Origin of the sequence: Sphingomonas sp. dw_22, from assembly GCF_018449795.1 — a bacterium.
GTDB lineage: Bacteria > Pseudomonadota > Alphaproteobacteria > Sphingomonadales > Sphingomonadaceae > Sphingomonas.
Map to the genome: position 1 here is coordinate 1 of NZ_JAAVVE010000063.1, position 16410 is coordinate 16410.

The 16410-nt window shown below is 65.9% G+C and carries 18 protein-coding genes and 1 tRNA gene; 11 read left to right on the forward strand and 8 right to left on the reverse strand.

What is annotated here, in order from left to right; translation table 11 throughout:
• Window positions 1-365 precede the first annotated feature (365 nt).
• The gene (locus tag HB724_RS18710; protein ID WP_256731621.1) at window positions 366-683 is read left to right on the forward strand and encodes a hypothetical protein; all 318 of its coding nucleotides are present in this window, start codon (window positions 366-368) and stop codon (window positions 681-683) included.
• Between the two features lie 5 nt (window positions 684-688).
• On the opposite strand, the gene HB724_RS18715 is transcribed toward HB724_RS18710, so the two are convergent.
• Window positions 689-964 carry a hypothetical protein gene (locus tag HB724_RS18715; protein WP_213982465.1) on the reverse strand — a complete coding sequence of 92 codons (276 nt, stop codon included), beginning with the start codon at window positions 962-964 and terminating at the stop codon, window positions 689-691.
• Between the two features lie 89 nt (window positions 965-1053).
• Here HB724_RS18715 and HB724_RS18720 point away from each other — a divergent pair, with 89 nt between their 5' ends.
• From HB724_RS18720 to HB724_RS18730, 3 genes are all read left to right on the forward strand, one after another.
• The gene (locus HB724_RS18720; RefSeq protein ID WP_213982466.1) at window positions 1054-1722 is read left to right on the forward strand and encodes a spermidine synthase; all 669 of its coding nucleotides are present in this window, start codon (window positions 1054-1056) and stop codon (window positions 1720-1722) included.
• A gap of 127 nt (window positions 1723-1849) precedes the next feature.
• Window positions 1850-2353, forward strand: coding sequence for a hypothetical protein (locus tag HB724_RS20730; RefSeq protein ID WP_213982467.1), 504 nt, complete (start codon window positions 1850-1852; stop codon window positions 2351-2353).
• A gap of 30 nt (window positions 2354-2383) precedes the next feature.
• Window positions 2384-2560 (forward strand): hypothetical protein, encoded by a 177-nt coding sequence (locus HB724_RS18730; protein WP_213982468.1) that lies wholly within the window; start codon window positions 2384-2386, stop codon window positions 2558-2560.
• On the opposite strand, the gene HB724_RS18735 is transcribed toward HB724_RS18730, so the two are convergent.
• From HB724_RS18735 to HB724_RS18750, 4 genes are all read right to left on the reverse strand, one after another.
• Window positions 2557-2916: a JAB domain-containing protein gene (locus HB724_RS18735; RefSeq protein ID WP_213982469.1), complete on the reverse strand. Its 360-nt coding sequence runs from the start codon at window positions 2914-2916 to the stop codon at window positions 2557-2559. The two genes, HB724_RS18730 and HB724_RS18735, sit on opposite strands and share 4 nt — an antisense overlap.
• A 161-nt stretch (window positions 2917-3077) precedes the next feature.
• Complete coding sequence (locus tag HB724_RS18740; RefSeq protein ID WP_213982470.1) at window positions 3078-3569, reverse strand: hypothetical protein; 492 nt, start codon at window positions 3567-3569, stop codon at window positions 3078-3080.
• Window positions 3570-3611: 42 nt separating this feature from the next.
• Complete coding sequence (locus HB724_RS18745) at window positions 3612-3959, reverse strand: hypothetical protein (protein ID WP_213982471.1); 348 nt, start codon at window positions 3957-3959, stop codon at window positions 3612-3614.
• A gap of 23 nt (window positions 3960-3982) precedes the next feature.
• Window positions 3983-4516, reverse strand: coding sequence for a helix-turn-helix transcriptional regulator (locus tag HB724_RS18750; RefSeq protein WP_213982472.1), 534 nt, complete (start codon window positions 4514-4516; stop codon window positions 3983-3985).
• A 1506-nt stretch (window positions 4517-6022) separates the two neighbouring features.
• Between HB724_RS18750 and HB724_RS18755 the strand changes: the two genes are divergently transcribed.
• Both HB724_RS18755 and HB724_RS18760 read left to right on the forward strand, forming a co-directional pair.
• Window positions 6023-6493 (forward strand): DUF2793 domain-containing protein, encoded by a 471-nt coding sequence (locus HB724_RS18755; protein ID WP_213982473.1) that lies wholly within the window; start codon window positions 6023-6025, stop codon window positions 6491-6493.
• A gap of 108 nt (window positions 6494-6601) precedes the next feature.
• A complete protein-coding gene (locus tag HB724_RS18760) occupies window positions 6602-7738 on the forward strand; it encodes an OmpA family protein (protein WP_213982474.1) in 1137 nt (378 codons plus the stop codon).
• A 286-nt stretch (window positions 7739-8024) separates the two neighbouring features.
• On the opposite strand, the gene HB724_RS18765 is transcribed toward HB724_RS18760, so the two are convergent.
• Window positions 8025-8768 (reverse strand): folate-binding protein, encoded by a 744-nt coding sequence (locus HB724_RS18765; RefSeq protein WP_213982475.1) that lies wholly within the window; start codon window positions 8766-8768, stop codon window positions 8025-8027.
• 44 nt (window positions 8769-8812) lie between these two features.
• On the opposite strand from HB724_RS18765, the gene HB724_RS18770 reads away from it, so the two are divergent.
• Both HB724_RS18770 and HB724_RS18775 read left to right on the forward strand, forming a co-directional pair.
• Window positions 8813-10138, forward strand: a complete 1326-nt coding sequence (locus HB724_RS18770; protein WP_213982476.1) for a dihydroorotase — start codon at window positions 8813-8815, stop codon at window positions 10136-10138.
• Window positions 10135-10596 carry an SRPBCC domain-containing protein gene (locus HB724_RS18775; RefSeq protein ID WP_213982477.1) on the forward strand — a complete coding sequence of 154 codons (462 nt, stop codon included), beginning with the start codon at window positions 10135-10137 and terminating at the stop codon, window positions 10594-10596. Before HB724_RS18770 ends, HB724_RS18775 begins: the two co-directional genes overlap by 4 nt.
• Here HB724_RS18775 and HB724_RS18780 read toward each other — a convergent pair.
• Complete coding sequence (locus tag HB724_RS18780; RefSeq protein WP_213982478.1) at window positions 10593-12545, reverse strand: PAS domain-containing sensor histidine kinase; 1953 nt, start codon at window positions 12543-12545, stop codon at window positions 10593-10595. The two genes, HB724_RS18775 and HB724_RS18780, sit on opposite strands and share 4 nt — an antisense overlap.
• A gap of 107 nt (window positions 12546-12652) precedes the next feature.
• A complete protein-coding gene (locus HB724_RS18785) occupies window positions 12653-13399 on the reverse strand; it encodes a DUF1134 domain-containing protein (protein ID WP_256731622.1) in 747 nt (248 codons plus the stop codon).
• 182 nt (window positions 13400-13581) lie between these two features.
• Here HB724_RS18785 and HB724_RS18790 point away from each other — a divergent pair.
• The 3 genes from HB724_RS18790 (at window position 13582) to HB724_RS18800 (ending at window position 16136) form a co-directional block, all read left to right on the forward strand.
• A tRNA-Ser gene (locus HB724_RS18790) sits at window positions 13582-13674 on the forward strand.
• A 26-nt stretch (window positions 13675-13700) separates the two neighbouring features.
• Window positions 13701-14486, forward strand: coding sequence for a FadR/GntR family transcriptional regulator (locus HB724_RS18795; RefSeq protein ID WP_213982480.1), 786 nt, complete (start codon window positions 13701-13703; stop codon window positions 14484-14486).
• 78 nt (window positions 14487-14564) lie between these two features.
• Window positions 14565-16136, forward strand: a complete 1572-nt coding sequence (locus HB724_RS18800; protein ID WP_213982481.1) for an aldehyde dehydrogenase (NADP(+)) — start codon at window positions 14565-14567, stop codon at window positions 16134-16136.
• Window positions 16137-16410 lie beyond the last annotated feature (274 nt).

The window sequence follows — 16410 nt, forward strand, 5'->3', positions numbered from 1 at the left end:
GGGGGGGGGGGGGGGGGGGGGGGGGGGGGGGGGGGGACGGGCGGGGGGGGGGGGGGGGGGGGGGTGGGGGGTGGGGGGTGGGGGGGGGGGGGGCGGGGGGGGGAGGGCCGGGGGGGGGGGGGGGATGGGGGCGCGGGTTAGGACGTCACGCACTATCCTTCCTTCCGTCCCCCCGGCCGAAGTGCCGGGGTCCACCGGGAGGCTGGGAGAGCCGCTAGAGGCGTGAGGGGCTCGCGAGAGGATGGGTGGACCCCGGCACTTCGGCCGGGGTGACGGTGGGGGTTTTGCTGCCGCCGTCGTCCGCACGATGTCGATCGGCCTGGCGGAGCTGGGCGCGCACTGAACAATCGATAGGGAGAACGAGGATGATGCGACGCAGGCATGCGGCGGGGCTGGCGCTTGCGCTGGCGACGGGAGGCTGCGCGCTGGGCGCGCGGCCGGCGGCGGTGATCTCGGCGGCGGTCTTCGCCGCGAGCGACCGCGATCATGACGGCATGCTCGACCGGCAGGAGATCGCGGCGATGGTCGATGCGGCCTTTCCGCCCGAACGCCGGCAGGGCAGCGGCTGGGATGCGCTGCGCGCCGGGCTGATCGCCGGCTATGCCGCGCAGGATCGCGACGGCGACGGCAGGCTGAGCCGGGACGAACTGGTTCGGGCGCTTTCGTCCGAGGGCGGGCGCTAGCGGCGTCAGCCGATCGGGAGCGTGACCTCGCCGGGCTTGGGATCGGTGAAGCCGCGCAGGATGCTCAGCATGCCCTCGGTGCCGAAGAGCTGGTAGAGGGTGAAGAGCCCCTGGGCGAGATCGCCGCCGAACTGGAACGAGAAGCGGTCCATCCCGCAATCGGACATTTCCAGGGGGCCGCCGGAATATTGGAAAACGACGTTGAGGAAGCTGCAGTTGCGATAGGTGTTGCCGTCGAGCGCGACGGTGACGCCTTCGAAATGCTGGTTGGTATATTCCAAGGGACGGCCTTTCCGATCGGGTGATTTCGTGCGGCTCCCGTTGCATTGTCCGGCGCGGAACCGCAACGGGGATGGATGAGGAGCATGGCATGACACCCCGGGAATTGATCGATACCGCCGAAGTGCCGGGCGGCGAGCCGCTGCGGCTGTTCCGGCGTGGGGGCGACTTCATGATCGTGCTCGAACGCAACGAGCTGATGAACAGCCGGATGAGCGGCTCGGAAGAGGCGCTGGCGGTGATGACGCTGGAGCGGCTGGGGAAGACGCAGCCGCATCTGCTGATCGGCGGATACGGGATGGGCTTCACGCTGCGCGCGGCGCTGGCCGTATTGGGCAGGGATGCGCGGGTGACGGTGGCCGAGCTGGTGCCCAAGATCATCGCCTGGGCGAAGGGGCCGATGGCCGAGCTGGCGGCGGGATGCCTGGACGATCCGCGGGTGCGGGTGATCGAGGGCGATGTCGGCGCGGTGATCGCCGACGGGCGCGGAACGTATGACGCGATCCTGCTCGATGTCGACAATGGGCCGGACGGGCTGACGCGGCCGGGCAATGACGGGCTCTATTCGGATCGCGGGCTGGCGACGGCGCGGGCGGCGCTGAAGCCGGGCGGGATATTGGCGGTGTGGTCCGCGGCGCCGGACAACGCGTTTGCGCGGCGGCTGCGGGATGCGGACTTCTTCGTGGAGGAAGTGGCGGTGCGGGCGCGGCAGAACGGCAAGGGGCCGCGGCACGTGATCTGGTTCGGGACGCGGCGCTAGAGGGCTCGGCGATCCTCCCAGGCATAAGGAGGCCGTTGGAGCACCGCCGTCTGCGACGGCGGCCCCTCCACCATCGCTGCGCGATGGTCCCCCTCCCCGTTCCGGGGAGGATTTAGAGGAGATTCCAATGAAATGGTTCGGACGCAAGTCCGCGCGGGATGCCGCGCGGCTGCCCTTGTCGCGTGCCGGGAGCTTTGTGGGGCTTGGCGAATGGCCGCGCTCCTATGAGGCGCAGGTGCGCGAGGGCTATTGCCAGAATCCGGTGGCGCAGCGCGCGGTGAAGCTGGTGGCCGAGGGCGTGGGCGGGACGGTGCTGACCGGGAGCGATCCGGCGCTGGTCGCGCTGGTGGCGGCGCGATCGGGCGGGCAGGCGCTGACCGAGACGGTGGCGGCGCAACTGCTGCTGCACGGCAAGGCTCGCGCATGCCTCGAGCTGGATCGCAGCGTTGGAGGCTGCCGGAGATCGGGAAGGGATGGCAACATGGCAGTTGATTTCGGCGAGGATCAAGTAACTGCAAAATGGACCGGCGCAATGAAGCCGCGCCCTCCGGCCGCTTTGGAGGTCGACGCGGCCCTAGTTATGATGCTCATGGTCTCTGCCCTTACCGCCTCGATCACATCGCTGCTTTAATTTCCCGCAGCCGTCGCCAATAGTACCTTGATGATTGAGAGTGACGATGCGGCCCGCGCCAGGGCGCTGATTTCCGAAGCTATCGCCCTTTGTGATCGCCTGGGTCGCGGAATGGTCGTTCCCCATTTGCAACTCGCCCTTGACCGCCTGGAAGAATCCCAGACCATCCTGCGTCAGCGCCAATCACCTTGGCCATTGGACGATTAGATCAAGCCAGCTTGATGGAGACTCGTCCATCCTTCGCGCGCAAACACGAGATGGTCCAGGACTCGAACCCCCAGGCCGTCGCATGCATGCTGGATTTTTCGCGTGACTTCGATATCGCCGCGGCTTGGGGTTGGGTCGCCAGACGGATGATTATGCACGAGGATCAGGCTGGTAGCCCCGAGGTCGAGTGCGCGAACGGCGATCTGCCTCGGATAGACGGCAACCTCGGCGGTATCGCCGAAGTTCATGATCTCGTCGGCGAGCAGGCGATGGCCATCGGTGAGGAACATCACACGAAGGAATTCCCGCCGCTCGTCTATCGATACGAGCGATAGGTAGTCGATTACTGCCCCCATGGTGGAAATCAGTGGTCGATCGATAAGGGCGCCGCGATTGGTCCTGATTACGGCGCGCCTTAGCCAGGATAGATAGGCCGCTACTGCTGGGGCTGTCCCGTTCTTGCTTAGCGCTGCCGGGCGCCCGATCAGGATTCCACGCAAGCTTCCGTGCGCTGCAATCAATGCATCGGATTGGGCGCTTGCTGCGGCCCCCAGAAACGGAGCCAGGAGATGCTCCAGGACAAGTCCGTCCCCAGCCGCGCCAGCCGCCGGCGATGGCGATAGGTTCCGATCGTGAGGATCAGCAACGTCGGATAGGCCGAGAACGCACTCGCCACAGCATAGACCTTGGGCACGAAGCTCCCGGGACTTAGCGACACCCCCACATGCGCGAGCACAGCAAACCCCTCGAACGCCGCCATCGCCATTGGCCACCATCGATTCGCGACAAGTGCCAAAAGAGCGACGCCAAGAAAGAATGCTGTGTCGACCATGAACAGGTCCACCTCCAGGGAGTGGAAATGGACCAGATGGATCGGCCCGACGAGCAGTGAGCCGACCACCGCCATAAGGATCAGGGCAGCCGCCCACCGTTCGGGCGCGCCACCAGCCAAGAAGGCGTATCCGGTACATAATACCAGCAATGTCAGATAGAGGTAGACGTGCCACACGGGAAAGACGGGGCCACGTTCCCGGAGCCCCGTCAAGCCTCATTAGGCTGCGCGGCGCAGATCGAGAAGCTCCCCGCTGGGCGGCCGTTGGTCGCCCGGGCAGGGGTAAATATCGCCATGCGCCTTGATCGAATGCTGCTCGCTTACCTCGCGCAGTCGGTCATGGAGGCGAGCGATGTGATGTCGGGCCTTGATGACGAGAGTCATTGCTTCTGCGGCATCGCTGAGTGACCCCTGCGTTGTCATGAAGGGCAGATTGGCCGCCGCGCTCGTGACAGTGATGCCGGACTGAAGCCGGCCTAGATTCGCGATGATCGAATCGAACTGCGTTTCGGTGGCAAGAAGATCCATCGCGACCGTCGTAGCCGCGCTGATGGTATCATTCGACATAGGTGCTCCCCGTGTTGCTACGTTTACAGCGGGGTCTCCCAGAATATGACTGAGAGTCCCCGTGCAGCCACGACGAGAACCCCTAGCGCGATAGTCACTCCGATCAGTAATCCGATCATCATGGCCAGTCGATCTAGCGGAGACAGTACGATCTGCCGGCCGCTCCGCGGCTGAAGCGGAGCACCATCAAACGAGAGACCCATGAAGCTGCCTGCGGCTGTGTCACGGAGCACCGTAGATGTGTCGTCAAGGTCGTAGCTGTCGTCGTGCTGCGAACCGATCGGTGCCTTGGGATCCGGCTGCACGGCTACCCGTTCAGTTTCACCCGTTGAAATCGAGGGGGTGGATCGATCGTGCTCGAACAGGATCGAAGTGGCATGCTTTCGGTCTCGGGCGCCCAAAGTGGCCTTGGCCTCGGCAAGGTAGCTGTTGACCGTGGAAACGGAGATGCCCAGCTCTTGCGCAATCGCCTTTGCCGGCATGAATGGTGAAAGCCTCAGACACTCGATCTGCCTGGGGGAGAGCTTCCCGATTCGCCTGTGCAGATCGCCGTCCATTGTAGCGCCAATTACCGCGACGAGGGGCGCGCGTCAGCGCCAATCGTCTGATTGCGCGTCATTATGCCCTTAGGCGCGCCGCTCTGTTGTATTGTGCGCAAGATAGCCCACTGCTGGGGGCTCTCATCGGCGGCCGAGATGATCAAGCCGGACCGGTCGCGTACCAAGCATCGACGGATGTCCTCGAACTTGGCCTCACCGACGGTGCCTTCTGTCTTATCTATCGAAAGCTGATTTATAGCCTGCCCGATTAGCTGATTGATGCTCACGGGACTTGGTTTCTAGTAGTAGGGCGTCATGACCACGGTTAGGTGACCGGCAATGAACTCGGCGATGATGGGAGCCGGCACACCTGCCTCGATGAATGCCGTAATACCAGCAACTCTCAGGCCGTGAACGGTGTACATGGCGGATACGGGGCATCTACAATGCGCGTACGATCGTAGTTCGAGTCCGATCGCGTTCGTCGAAGACCGCGAGGCCGCTGTTTTCGAAAAGGAACCGGCAAAAAGTCCGCACCGCTAGATACTAGATAGTAGCGCGCTTGCCCGGGACGCAAGTATGCGTAGGCCAATATAGGCCCGTCTTATCGCCGCCAGATCCGTTGACGGTGCCATAAACCAGGGCCTCAGCGAAGTTCGCGAGTGGGTGCATCGCGGACCTACCGACTTCGGCCTCCATTCCGACCCTAGCGCAATAGTAATCGTAGAAGAGCGCGACCCCATCCGCATGTAAGCGCCGCCAGCTGCCGGAGCGACCCATGTAGCGAGGTGGTCTGAAGAATTTCTGCAGCTCAACGCAGAAGGTGCCGTCTGGAAGCACGATAGTTGGCAGACTGCTGTCAGCCGGCATGCTCTGAGCAATCGTCACGATTGAAACGTGACGCAGAGGGCTGTAGCCATAATGGGTGCGGTGGCGAAAGGCCATTGACCCCTTGGCGGTATCCTCTGGCTGAGAGACGCCAATCACCTGCGCTGGCTCATCGCCGAATGAGTGGGACTTACGGCAACGAGATTGGCTGAGAGTCCAAGCGTTCTCAAGGAGTGTATGACTTCCATGTCACCAAGTTACTCCGCTAGTTAAAACAGAAGGTGCCTCATAGAGTTGATTATACTGCGCCCGGCATGCGGAGTATAGATAATGTATTGCCCGGATCATATCGACATGAATAAGAATAAGAAGATATGAAAAATTGCGCGCAAGCTATATGACGGCTCATCCGTCACGCCGCAAATGTATAACAACCTACGTGCTCTTGAGCTGATCATAAAAAAGATCTTCAAGTGATCCAGTACTTATTTACATAACATGAGAAAAGATCCGCAATCATCCTGCATCTATGCCTGCGGCAAGGGATCCGCAAGTACTCTTTCGTAGGTGCCTGGCGAGTTCGCTCGGACGGGGGCTCCAGATCATTCCTTTCGTGGTTCGCTCATCATTTTCGACCCTTCAGTTGGCAACTTCAAGGCCGGCTATCTGATCTGATCGCCGAGCTCGGGGAGACGCATGATCCTGCGCGATCCGTACAGCAACAAGCCGCTCGTCCACTTCTATGCGACGGCACGGCTCGATATCGCCGTGCAGGGCGCCGCCGTTGCCGCAGGTGCGAACATGCCACCCGCCGACCCGGTGACCGGTGGCAATTGGATCCTGGGCGCGGCGCCGGAAGGCGCCTGGGCCGGCCATGCGGGCGAAGTGGCGGGCTGGACCGAAGGCGGCTGGCGATTCCTCGCACCCTTCGAGGGCATGCGGCTCTGGGTCGTAGCAGATCAGGCCTTTGCCTTGTTCTCCGAAGGAGAATGGGTGGTTGGCCGAAGTTATGGCCGCCTGATCGTCGAGGGCCGGCAGGTCGTGGGGCCGCGCGTTTCGGCGATTGCGGAACCTGCAGGCGGCACGACGGTTGATACCGAAGCGCGGGCCGCGATCATGGCGGTGCTGGAAGCATTACGCGAACACGGACTGGTCGATACGATCTGAAACTGTGACGTTCATGCAACAGTCCCTTGATTTGTGCGCTTGCGCGGAAACTTTCGTTTCGGTAGTGAGTTTGCGCTGTCCGATGGACAATCAAGAAAGGGGATTATGATGCGGAAGCTGGCCGTAACTTTGGCACTTGCGACAACCGCTCTGAGCACGCCCGCCCTCGCCCGCGATAACTCGTGGTATGTGGGCGTCGAAGGTGGCGCAATGCTCGTCGAAGACATCAAGTTCGACATCGGCCTCGCGGAAGATGCCGCGAAGGCCGATCACAAGGCAGGCTGGGACGTCGATGGCGTCGTCGGCTATGACCTTGGCGTGTTCCGTCTCGAGGCCGAGGTCGGGTATCGCAAGGCGAACGTGTCGGGATACAACTCGACTGTCGGCACGCCCTATGTGACCGGTGCCGGCGGCAATGCCATCGCCGCCGCGGGTAACTATGGCTATGCCGGCGGCACGTCCACGGCGCTGAGCTTCATGGTCAATGGCCTGTGGGACTTCGGCGACGATGACGGCGTCCAGGGCTTTATCGGCCCGGGCCTCGGCGTTGCGCGCGTCAAGGAGCGCATTGGTCTGAACACCAATGGCAACTTCCTGGACGACTCGGATACGGTCGTTGCCTGGCAGGCGATCGCGGGCATCCGTGCGCCGCTGTCGGACAAGATCGACGTTTCGCTCAAGTATCGCTTCTTCAACGCCCCGGGTGTCGAGCTGCGCGATACGCTGGGCCGCGACGTTCACGAGCGTTTCCGTTCGCACAGCATCATGGGCGGCTTGGTCTTCAACTTCGGTGCGCCTGCCCCGGTAGTGGCGCCGGAGCCGGCCCCGACGCCGGAGCCGACCCCGGTCTATACGCCGGAGCCGACCCCGACGCCGACCCCGGAAGTCGTGCAGTGCACCCCCGGACCGTACATCGTGTTCTTCGACTGGGATAAGTCGGACATCACGCCGGAGGCCGCGAGCATCCTCGACAACGCCATCAGCAACTATCAGAATTGCGGCAACGCAAATGTGATGCTGGCGGGCCACGCCGACCGTTCGGGTTCGGCGAGCTACAATGTCGGCCTGTCGCAGCGCCGTGCGGACTCGGTGAAGGCTTACTTCACTGCCCGCAGCATTCCGGAGACGGTGATCTCGACCGAAGCGTTCGGCGAAAGCCGCCCGCGCGTCGACACCGCCGACGGTGTGCGCGAGCTGCAGAACCGCCGCGTGGAAGTCACCTACGGGCCCGGCTCGGGCAACTAAGCCCGGCCAGTCCGTCGCGACTGAGAAATTGGGGAGGCCGGGTGACCGGCCTCCCTTTTTCTTCGGTTTTGATGATTGCAGGTCGTGCCGGTGCGGGGCGCGATCCTCGTTGCCTCGTTGCCTCGTTGCCTCGTTGCCTCGTTGCCTCGTTGCCTCGTTGCGGCTTCGCGCGACGACGCGAAGGCGCGACGATCGAGTCGCTCGTGGCCGACTAGTGCTGCTCTTCCTTCCGGAGGCTTGATCCTGGCGATGTGCGAGCCGGCGTGTTTGGTCGTGGATCTCCGGCTCAGCCTGCGGTCGTGTCCGCTTTCAGCGCGGCGTCGAGCCAGTCGGGAACGAAAGCATCGCCGAGCGCCTCGATCCGGCGCAATTCGACCATCAGGGCTAGTTCCGGATAAACCACACGCGTGCGGTCTCCCGTCTCTCCCAGCGGCGCCACGACCAGGCGGCGATTCACCTTTGCGCGATAGTGCATGCGCGCCGTATTTTCCTGGCCGACATAGCAACCCTTGGCGAAGCTGACGCCGCCCAGCTCGGCGGCGTTGCATTCGAGCCACAGGGTCTTGTCCTGGCCGAGTTCCGCGACGCCTTCCGTCACGCCGAGCGCAAGGCGATGGGCCAGCCATTCGGTGGCGGGCTTGTCGTCCGATCGATCGAGCCAGCGATGGCCGAGCGACGCCAGCCGCGGATCGGGCGTGCCCCGATTGCCGTCGCGCGACCAGTGGACTGCGCCTTCGACCGGCTCGATCGCGATCTTCCGCCGCAGGCGATAGATCGCCAGCCGGCGGGTAAGCGCTTCGCGCTGATCGGCCTCGCAGTCGATGAGGATCGCGTCCTCCTCCGCCCACAGGATGAAATCGAACAATGCCTTGCCCTGTGGCGAGAGCAGGCCGGCCCATTGCGGCGTCCCCGGCGCGACCAGGGCCATGTCCTGCGTCAGCAGGCCCTGGAGGAAGCCGCGAACGTCTTCGCCCGAGAGCCGGAGCAGCGCGCGATCGGCAAGCCAGGTGCCGGGGGTGGTATCGGTCATGACGAACAGGTAGGAGGCCGGGACACGGGACGGAAGAGGCGGATATGGCGAGCGTCGATCTCAAGCTGACGGGTGGCCGAGTACATCTGCCGGGTGGACCGGCGGAAGTGGCTATCGGCGTGTCCGGCGGGCGGATCGTGGCGATCGGGGATGTCGGCGATGCCGGCGAAACGATCGACTGTACCGGGCTCGACATATTGTCGGGCGTGATCGACACGCAGGTCCATTTCCGCGAGCCCGGGCTTGAGGCCAAGGAAGATCTGGAAAGCGGTAGCCGCGCGGCCGTGCTGGGCGGCGTGACGGCGGTGTTCGAGATGCCGAACACCAAGCCCAATACCGACAGCGCCGATGCGGTTGCCGACAAGCTCGCGCGGGCGAAGGACCGGATGTGGTGTGACCACGCTTTCTATGTGGGCGCCACGACCGCCAATGCGGAGGCGCTGGCCGAGCTCGAGCGCCTGCCCGGCACGGCTGGCGTCAAGATCTTCATGGGGGCGTCGACCGGCGATCTGCTCGTCGCCGAGGATCCGGCGCTGGCGCGGGTGCTTGCCTCGGGCAAGCGGCGCGTGGCGGTGCATGCCGAGGACGAGGCGCGGATGAATGCGCGGCTGGGAGAGCGCGTCGCGGGCGATCCCTCCTCGCATCCGGTGTGGCGCGACGACGAGAGCGCGCTGCTCGCCACGACGCGTATCCTGCGGCTGGCGCGCGAGGCGCGGCGGCGGATCCATGTGCTGCATGTCACCACGCCCGCCGAGCTGGAACTGCTGGGCAGGAACAAGGACATCGCGACCTGCGAGGTCACGCCGCAGCATCTGACGCTGGCGGGCGAGGACGCCTATCCGCGGCTGGGCACCTTCGCGCAGATGAACCCGCCGATCCGCTCGGGCGCGCATCGCGACGGGCTGTGGCGCTGGCTGGCGCAGGGCGTGCCCGACGTCATCGGATCGGACCATGCGCCGCACACCCGCGAAGAGAAGGCGCAGGAATATCCCAGGAGCCCGAGCGGCATGCCGGGCGTCCAGACGCTGCTGCCGCTGATGCTCAACCATGTCGCCGAAGGGCGGATGACGCTGCAGCGGCTGATCGACATGACTAGCGCGGGGCCGCAGCGTGTGTTCGGCATCGTCGGCAAGGGGCGGATCGCGGTCGGTTACGACGCCGATTTCAGCATCGTCGATTTGAAGGCGCGCTGGACCGTCGAGGAGAGCTGGCTGGCGTCGAAATGCGGCTGGTCGCCCTTCACCGGCATGGCGCTGACCGGCAAGCCGATGGGGACCATCGTGCGCGGCGATCGCGTGATGTGGGACGGCGGGCTCGCCAACGCCGCGACAGGCCGGCCGATACGGTTCGAGGCTGTCGAGTTCGGATGAGCACGACCCGCAACTCGCGGGTGATCCGAGCGCGGCCGGAGGCGCTATATGCCGCGTTCCTCGATCCCGAGGCGTTGGTCGAATGGCTGCCGCCCGCGCGGATGACGGGGCGTATCCATAGTTTTGACGGCCGGGTGGGCGGCGGATACCGGATGTCGCTCTTCTACCCCGAAGACGAACGCGATTTCCGCGGCAAGACTGCCGACCGGGAGGATGCGGTGGAGGTGCGCTTCGTGGAGTTGACGCCGCCGGCGCGCATCGTCGAGGCGATCCGCTTCGTGAGCGCCGATCCCCGGTTCCACGGTGAGATGACGATGACCGCCACCTTCGATCCGCGCGATGACGCTACCGAAGTCACGCTGCTGTTCGAGGATCTGCCGCCCGGGCTTCGGCCCGCCGACAATGCGGAAGGTGCCAGGCTGAGCCTGGAGCAGCTCGCCCGGCGGTTCGAGACCTAGCGCGCGCGGAAGGTGAGAATCCGGCCCTGCCGTCGCTCGATACCGACCGCATCCAGCACGGCGTGGGTCAGTTGCTCCTGACGGAACGGCTTGGCAAGGCGCGGGATGCCCAGCGCGGCGCCTTCGGGCAGCTCGGCATAGCCGGACACCATCAGCATCGGCAGTTCGGGCCATCCCGCGTGCGTGGCCTCGACGAGCTGGGCGCCGGTCATTTCCGGCATTGCATAGTCGGTGATGAGCAGGTCGATCTTTTCCTGGTGCAGCATCTGGAGCGCCTGCCGGCCGGAGCTCGCTTGGAATACGTGGTGACCGATGTCCTCCAGCATCGCCGCGGTGTTGTTGAGCACCAGGGGATCGTCATCGACGGCGAGGATCGCCAATCCGGCCAATGCCGGAACCGGCGGAGCGGCTTCGGCTTCCGGCCGGGCGGTCAGCCCGTCGCGCGAGATCGGCAGCCACAGCTCGACCGTCGTGCCTTCGCCGCACTTGCTTTTCAGGCGGAGCCTGCCGCCGCATTGCTCGGCAAAGCCGTGCACCATCGACAGGCCCAGGCCGGTGCCGCGTCCCACGCCCTTGGTGGTGAAGAACGGTTCCATCGCGCGCGCCAGCGTCGCGTCGTCCATGCCCTCGCCGCTGTCGCGGACGGACAGGCAGACATAGCTCCCGGTTGCCAGCTCGCCGGGGTCGGCCACTTCCTCCTCGCGCGCGGCGATGACGATCTGCCCACCCTGGGGCATCGCGTCGCGGGCGTTGACCGCCAGGTTCAGCAAGGCCAGCTCGAGCTGGGCCGGATCCGCGCGCACGGGCCGCAGCATCAGCGGAAACTGCGCGTCGATCGCGACGCCGGCGCCGATCGTCCGCTGGAGCAGCTCGGCCATTCCGTGCACCAGTGCCATGGCATCGACGGTCTCGAGCCGCAGTTCCTGCCGCCGCGCAAAGGCGAGCATGCGCTGCGTGAGCGTGGCGCCGCGCTCGGCGGCTTCCCGGGCATTGTCGATGAAGCGCGTGATGTCCGCGCCATTGGCCATGTGGCGCTGCGCGAGATCCAGGCTGCCGATGACCACCGCGAGCAGATTGTTGAAATCATGCGCGACGCCGCCGGTGAGCTTGCCGATCGATTCCATCTTCTGCGACTGGAAAAACGCCTCCTGCGCCTGTTCGAGGGCGAGCTGGGACTGACGGCGCTCGGTCAGGTCGCGGGTGATCTTGGCGAATCCGATCAGCGCGCCGCGGCCGTCGCGCACCGGATCGATGACCACGCTGGCCCAGAAGCGCGTGCCGTCCTTGCGCACGCGCACGCCCTCCGCCTCGTATCTTCCCTGGGTGCGGACGATCTCCAGCGCCCTGGCCGGCAGGTCGGTCCCGCGATCCTCCTCGGTGTAGAAGCGTGAGAAATGTTCGCCGAGGATCTCCTCGGCGCGATAGCCCTTGAAGCGCTCCGCCCCGGCATTCCAGCTCGCCACGTGACCGTCGGGATCGAGCATGTAGATCGCATAGTCGGTCACGCTCTGGACGAGCAGGCGGAAGCGCTCCTCGCTGCGGCGAAGCGCTTCCTCCGCCGCGCGGCGCTCGGTCAGGTCGCGCGTCACCTTGGCGAAGCCGATCAGCGTGCCGTCGGCCTCGCGGATGGAGTCGATGACGACGTTCGCCCAGAAGCGGGTACCGTCCTTGCGCACGCGCCAGCCCTCGGCCTCGAAACGCCCTTGGCGCGCGGCGGCCAATACGCTGTCCGGCACCCCGGCGTGGCGGTCTTCCTCGGTATAGAAGCGCGAGAAATGCTGGCCGACGATCTCCTCGGCGCGATAGCCCTTGAAACGCTCGGCGCCGGCATTCCAGCTCATCACGACGCCGGTGGGATCCAGCATGTAGATGGCATAGTCGGTGATGCTCTGGACCAGCAGATCGATGCGCGGCTGCGCCACTTTGCTATTGCTGCTTTCAGAGATCATCCAATCCCCACAACCGCCAATCGTCGCGGTTCCCGGCTAAGCAGGAAACAACGGTCGTGCAGGCGCGGGGTTCCGCACCAAGTCGCGGATCCGGAACGGGATTCGTCTCAGAACGGAACGATGCGGCGCTTTTCGCTGAACTTCATATAGCCGGCATTGACGCCCAGCCGCCAGCCTACGCCGAGCCGCACCGGGATCAACACCACGTCTCCGCGGCGCAGATAGCTGGCCGAGAAGCCTCCCACGAAATAGACATGGCCTTCGCCCTGGGGGAAGCGCTTGTAGAGATCCTGGCTGTCGTAGAGATTATAGACCAGCACGAAGACCTTGTTGGCGTCGCCGCCCAGATCGAACCCGATCGACGGCCCCGTCCAATAGACTTTCCGCTGGCCCTCCACCTTGTGGAACATCTGGCCCGAGCCATAGCGCAGCCCCACGCCGATCGCGCCTGAGCCCTCGTTGCCGGCGATATAGGCGTTGGGCTCGCCCTGATCCTTCAGGATGTTCTCGATGATACCGGCCAGGCCCGAGGCGCCCTTGCCGAACACGCCCTCGGCGGCGGCGAGCAGGTCGTCCTTCTGGAAGGTATCGGTCGCCTGGGTGCGGGCATCCGCGGCAGGGGCGGGCGCGCCTGTCGCGGTGGCGGGTGCGCCTGGCGCGGCTTCCGCCTGCGGCGCGGCCTCGGCAGGGGGGGCGTCGCGATAGGGGCCCTGATCGGCCGGGACATTGGAATCCTGGACCGGGGGCGGCGCCTGCAGGTCCGAATCGATCGTCGTGTTGGGATCGACCGTGGTGATCTGCGCGGATGCGGGCACGGTGCCCGCTGCGAGCGCCGCGGCCGCAGCCCACAGCATCCAAACCCCGACACGCATCAGCCAGCCTACCCCACACCCTAGAATTCACCTCTGACGCTAGGCTTTGCTCCCTGTCCCGGCAATGAACGGACGACGACCCGAGTCGATTTCGCGCTCAAGCGGTTCTTCCGTTGATCCATGCGAACACCGTCGCTATAGCGCAGCGCCTCAGGCCCTTTTCCGGAGACGTGGGTGAGTGGCTGAAACCAGCGGTTTGCTAAACCGCCGTAGGGGGATTACTCCTACCGAGGGTTCGAATCCCTCCGTCTCCGCCACTGCTGCCGGGCCATCGAGGAGCCGGATGACCGCCGCCCAGCCCCAAGCCACCGCCAGAAAGCCGCGCCGGCGCACGCCGCGTCCGCGTTCGCTGCGCCTGCACGGCACGGTCGCGCGCGATCTGGGCATCCGCATCGTCTCGGGCGTGCTCAAGCCCGGCGAGATACTGGAGGGCGAGATCGCCGCCAGCATCCAGTTCAACGTGTCGCGCACCGCCTATCGCGAGGCGATCCGTATCCTGGCCGCCAAGGGCCTGGTCCATTCGCGCCCGAAGATCGGCACCCAGGTTTCCCCGCGCAGCGAATGGCATCTGCTCGATCCCGACGTGCTCGGCTGGATCTTCACCAACGAGCCCGACGAGGAGCTGATCGCCAGCCTGTTCGAGCTGCGCCGCATCGTCGAGCCCGATGCGGCGCGGCTGGCGGCGATGCGGCGCACCGACGAGCAGCTCGCGCGGATGAAGGCGGGGCTGGACGGTGTCGCCCAGCACGGCTTCGCCACCGAGATCGGCCGGCGCTGCGACGAATCCTTCCATTCGGCGCTGCTCGAAGCCTCGGGCAACGATTTCATCGTCTCGCTGACCAGCGGCGTCGCCGCGGCGATCGCGATCACCACGGCCTTCAAGCAGCATCGCCTGCCCGCGCCGCACGACGCGCTGCCAGTCCATCTCGCCGTGTTCGAAGCGATCGCCGAGCGGGATGCGCAGGGCGCGCATGATTCGATGGCCAAGCTGGTCGATCGCGGCTTCAGCGACACGATGGAAGCCCGCCATCCGGGCGGCCAGCGCGGACCGATCAGCGCGTGCTGCTGAGGATTGAACCTGGAGCCTCGCGCGCCTAGATCCCGCACGAATGTTACCGCTAACTTTTAAACCAATGGGAGAGCAGACATGGCGCTGACCGGGGAATTGTTCATCGCTGCGAAGCGTGTGAAGCATGACGAGAGCTTCAAGGCGATCGCAGCCGCCACCGGCGCGCCGATCGAGCCGAGCTTCACCGTGGCAACCGCCGAGGACGTCGCCGCCGCCTGCGCCGCCGCCGAGGCTGCGTTCCCGGCCTATTCGGCGCTGCCGCGCGAGACGCGCGCCAAGTTCCTGGAGACGATCGCCGACGAGATCGAGGCGCTGGGCGACGCACTGGTCGAGCGCGCGATGCAGGAAAGCGGCCTGCCCCAGGCGCGGCTGACCGGCGAGCGCGGCCGCACCGCCAACCAGCTCCGCCTGTTCGCCAAGGAGCTGCGGCTCGGCGAATATCTGCGCGCCCGGGTCGATCACGCCAATCCGCAGCGTACCCCGCCCAAGCCCGACCTGCGCCTGCGCATGATCCCGCTCGGCCCGGTCGCGGTGTTCGGCGCGTCCAACTTCCCGCTCGCGTTCTCGACCGCGGGCGGCGACACCGCCTCGGCGCTGGCCGCCGGTTGCCCGGTGGTGGTGAAGGGCCATCCGGCGCATCCCGGCACGTCCGAGCTGATCGCGGGCGCGATTGCGCGCGCGGCGGCGGCGACCGGTATGCCCGAGGGCGTGTTCTCGCTGGTCAACGGCACCAGCAATGCGCTGGGCGAGGCGCTGGTGACCGATCCCCGCATCAAGGCGGTGGGCTTCACCGGCTCGCGCGGCGGCGGCCTGGCGCTGGTGAAGCTGGCGCAGGGCCGGCCGGTGCCGATCCCCGTCTATGCCGAGATGAGCAGCATCAATCCGGTGTTCCTGCTCCCCGCCGCGCTCGAGGCGCGGGCCGAGGCGCTGGGCGCGGCCTATGTCGGCTCGGTGACGATGGGGGCGGGGCAGTTCTGCACCAATCCCGGCCTGGTGCTGGCGCTCGAAGGCCCTGCGCTCGATCGCTTCGTGACCGCCGCGTCGGAATCGATGACCTGCGCCGTGCCGCAGACGATGCTGACACCCGGCATCCACAAGGCCTATCAGAGCGGCGTCGCCCGCTGGGCCTCGGCGCCGGCGATCAAGCTGCTCGCCGAGGGCAAGGAAGCCGACGGCCCGACTAGCGGCCAGGGTGCGCTGTTCACGATGACCGGCGCCGATTTCATCGCCGATCCGAGCCATGCCGAGGAAGTGTTCGGTGCGACCTCGCTGCTGGTGCGCTGCGCCGATATCGAGGAGATGCTGAAGGTCGTCGCGCTGCTCGAAGGCCAGCTTACCGCGACGCTGCATCTCGACGATGCCGATATCGAGGTTGCGGGCAAGCTGCTGCCGCTCCTGGAGCGGCTGGTGGGTCGCATCCTCGCCAATGGCTGGCCGACGGGCGTCGAGGTGACCGACGCGATGGTTCATGGCGGACCCTATCCGTCGACTTCGGACGGGCGCAGCACTTCGGTCGGCACGCTGGCGATCGACCGCTTCCTGCGGCCGGTGAGCTATCAGGATCTGCCCGCCGCGCTGCTGCCGGCGGAGCTGCGCGACGGCGACGCGGGCGTGCCGCGCCGCGTGGACGGCGTGCCGACGCTTTCGTAACCAAAGTTCCTCCCCGGAACGGGGAGGGGGACCATGCGCAGCATGGTGGAGGGGGCCCGCCAACCGCGAGGGCTGAATCTGGTGGAGAGCGGGGCCCCCCCCCCCCCCCCCCTCCGCGCCGGGCCCGGCCCCCCCCCCCGGGGGAGTGGTAGTGAGAAAACGCAACAGCCGCTGGCCGTCCCGCCCAACGAACAAAGAAACACACGCAGGGGAAAGGCCCCCCCCCGCGCGCCGGCGGGGGGGGGGGGGGGGGGGGTGGGGGGGGGGGGGGAGG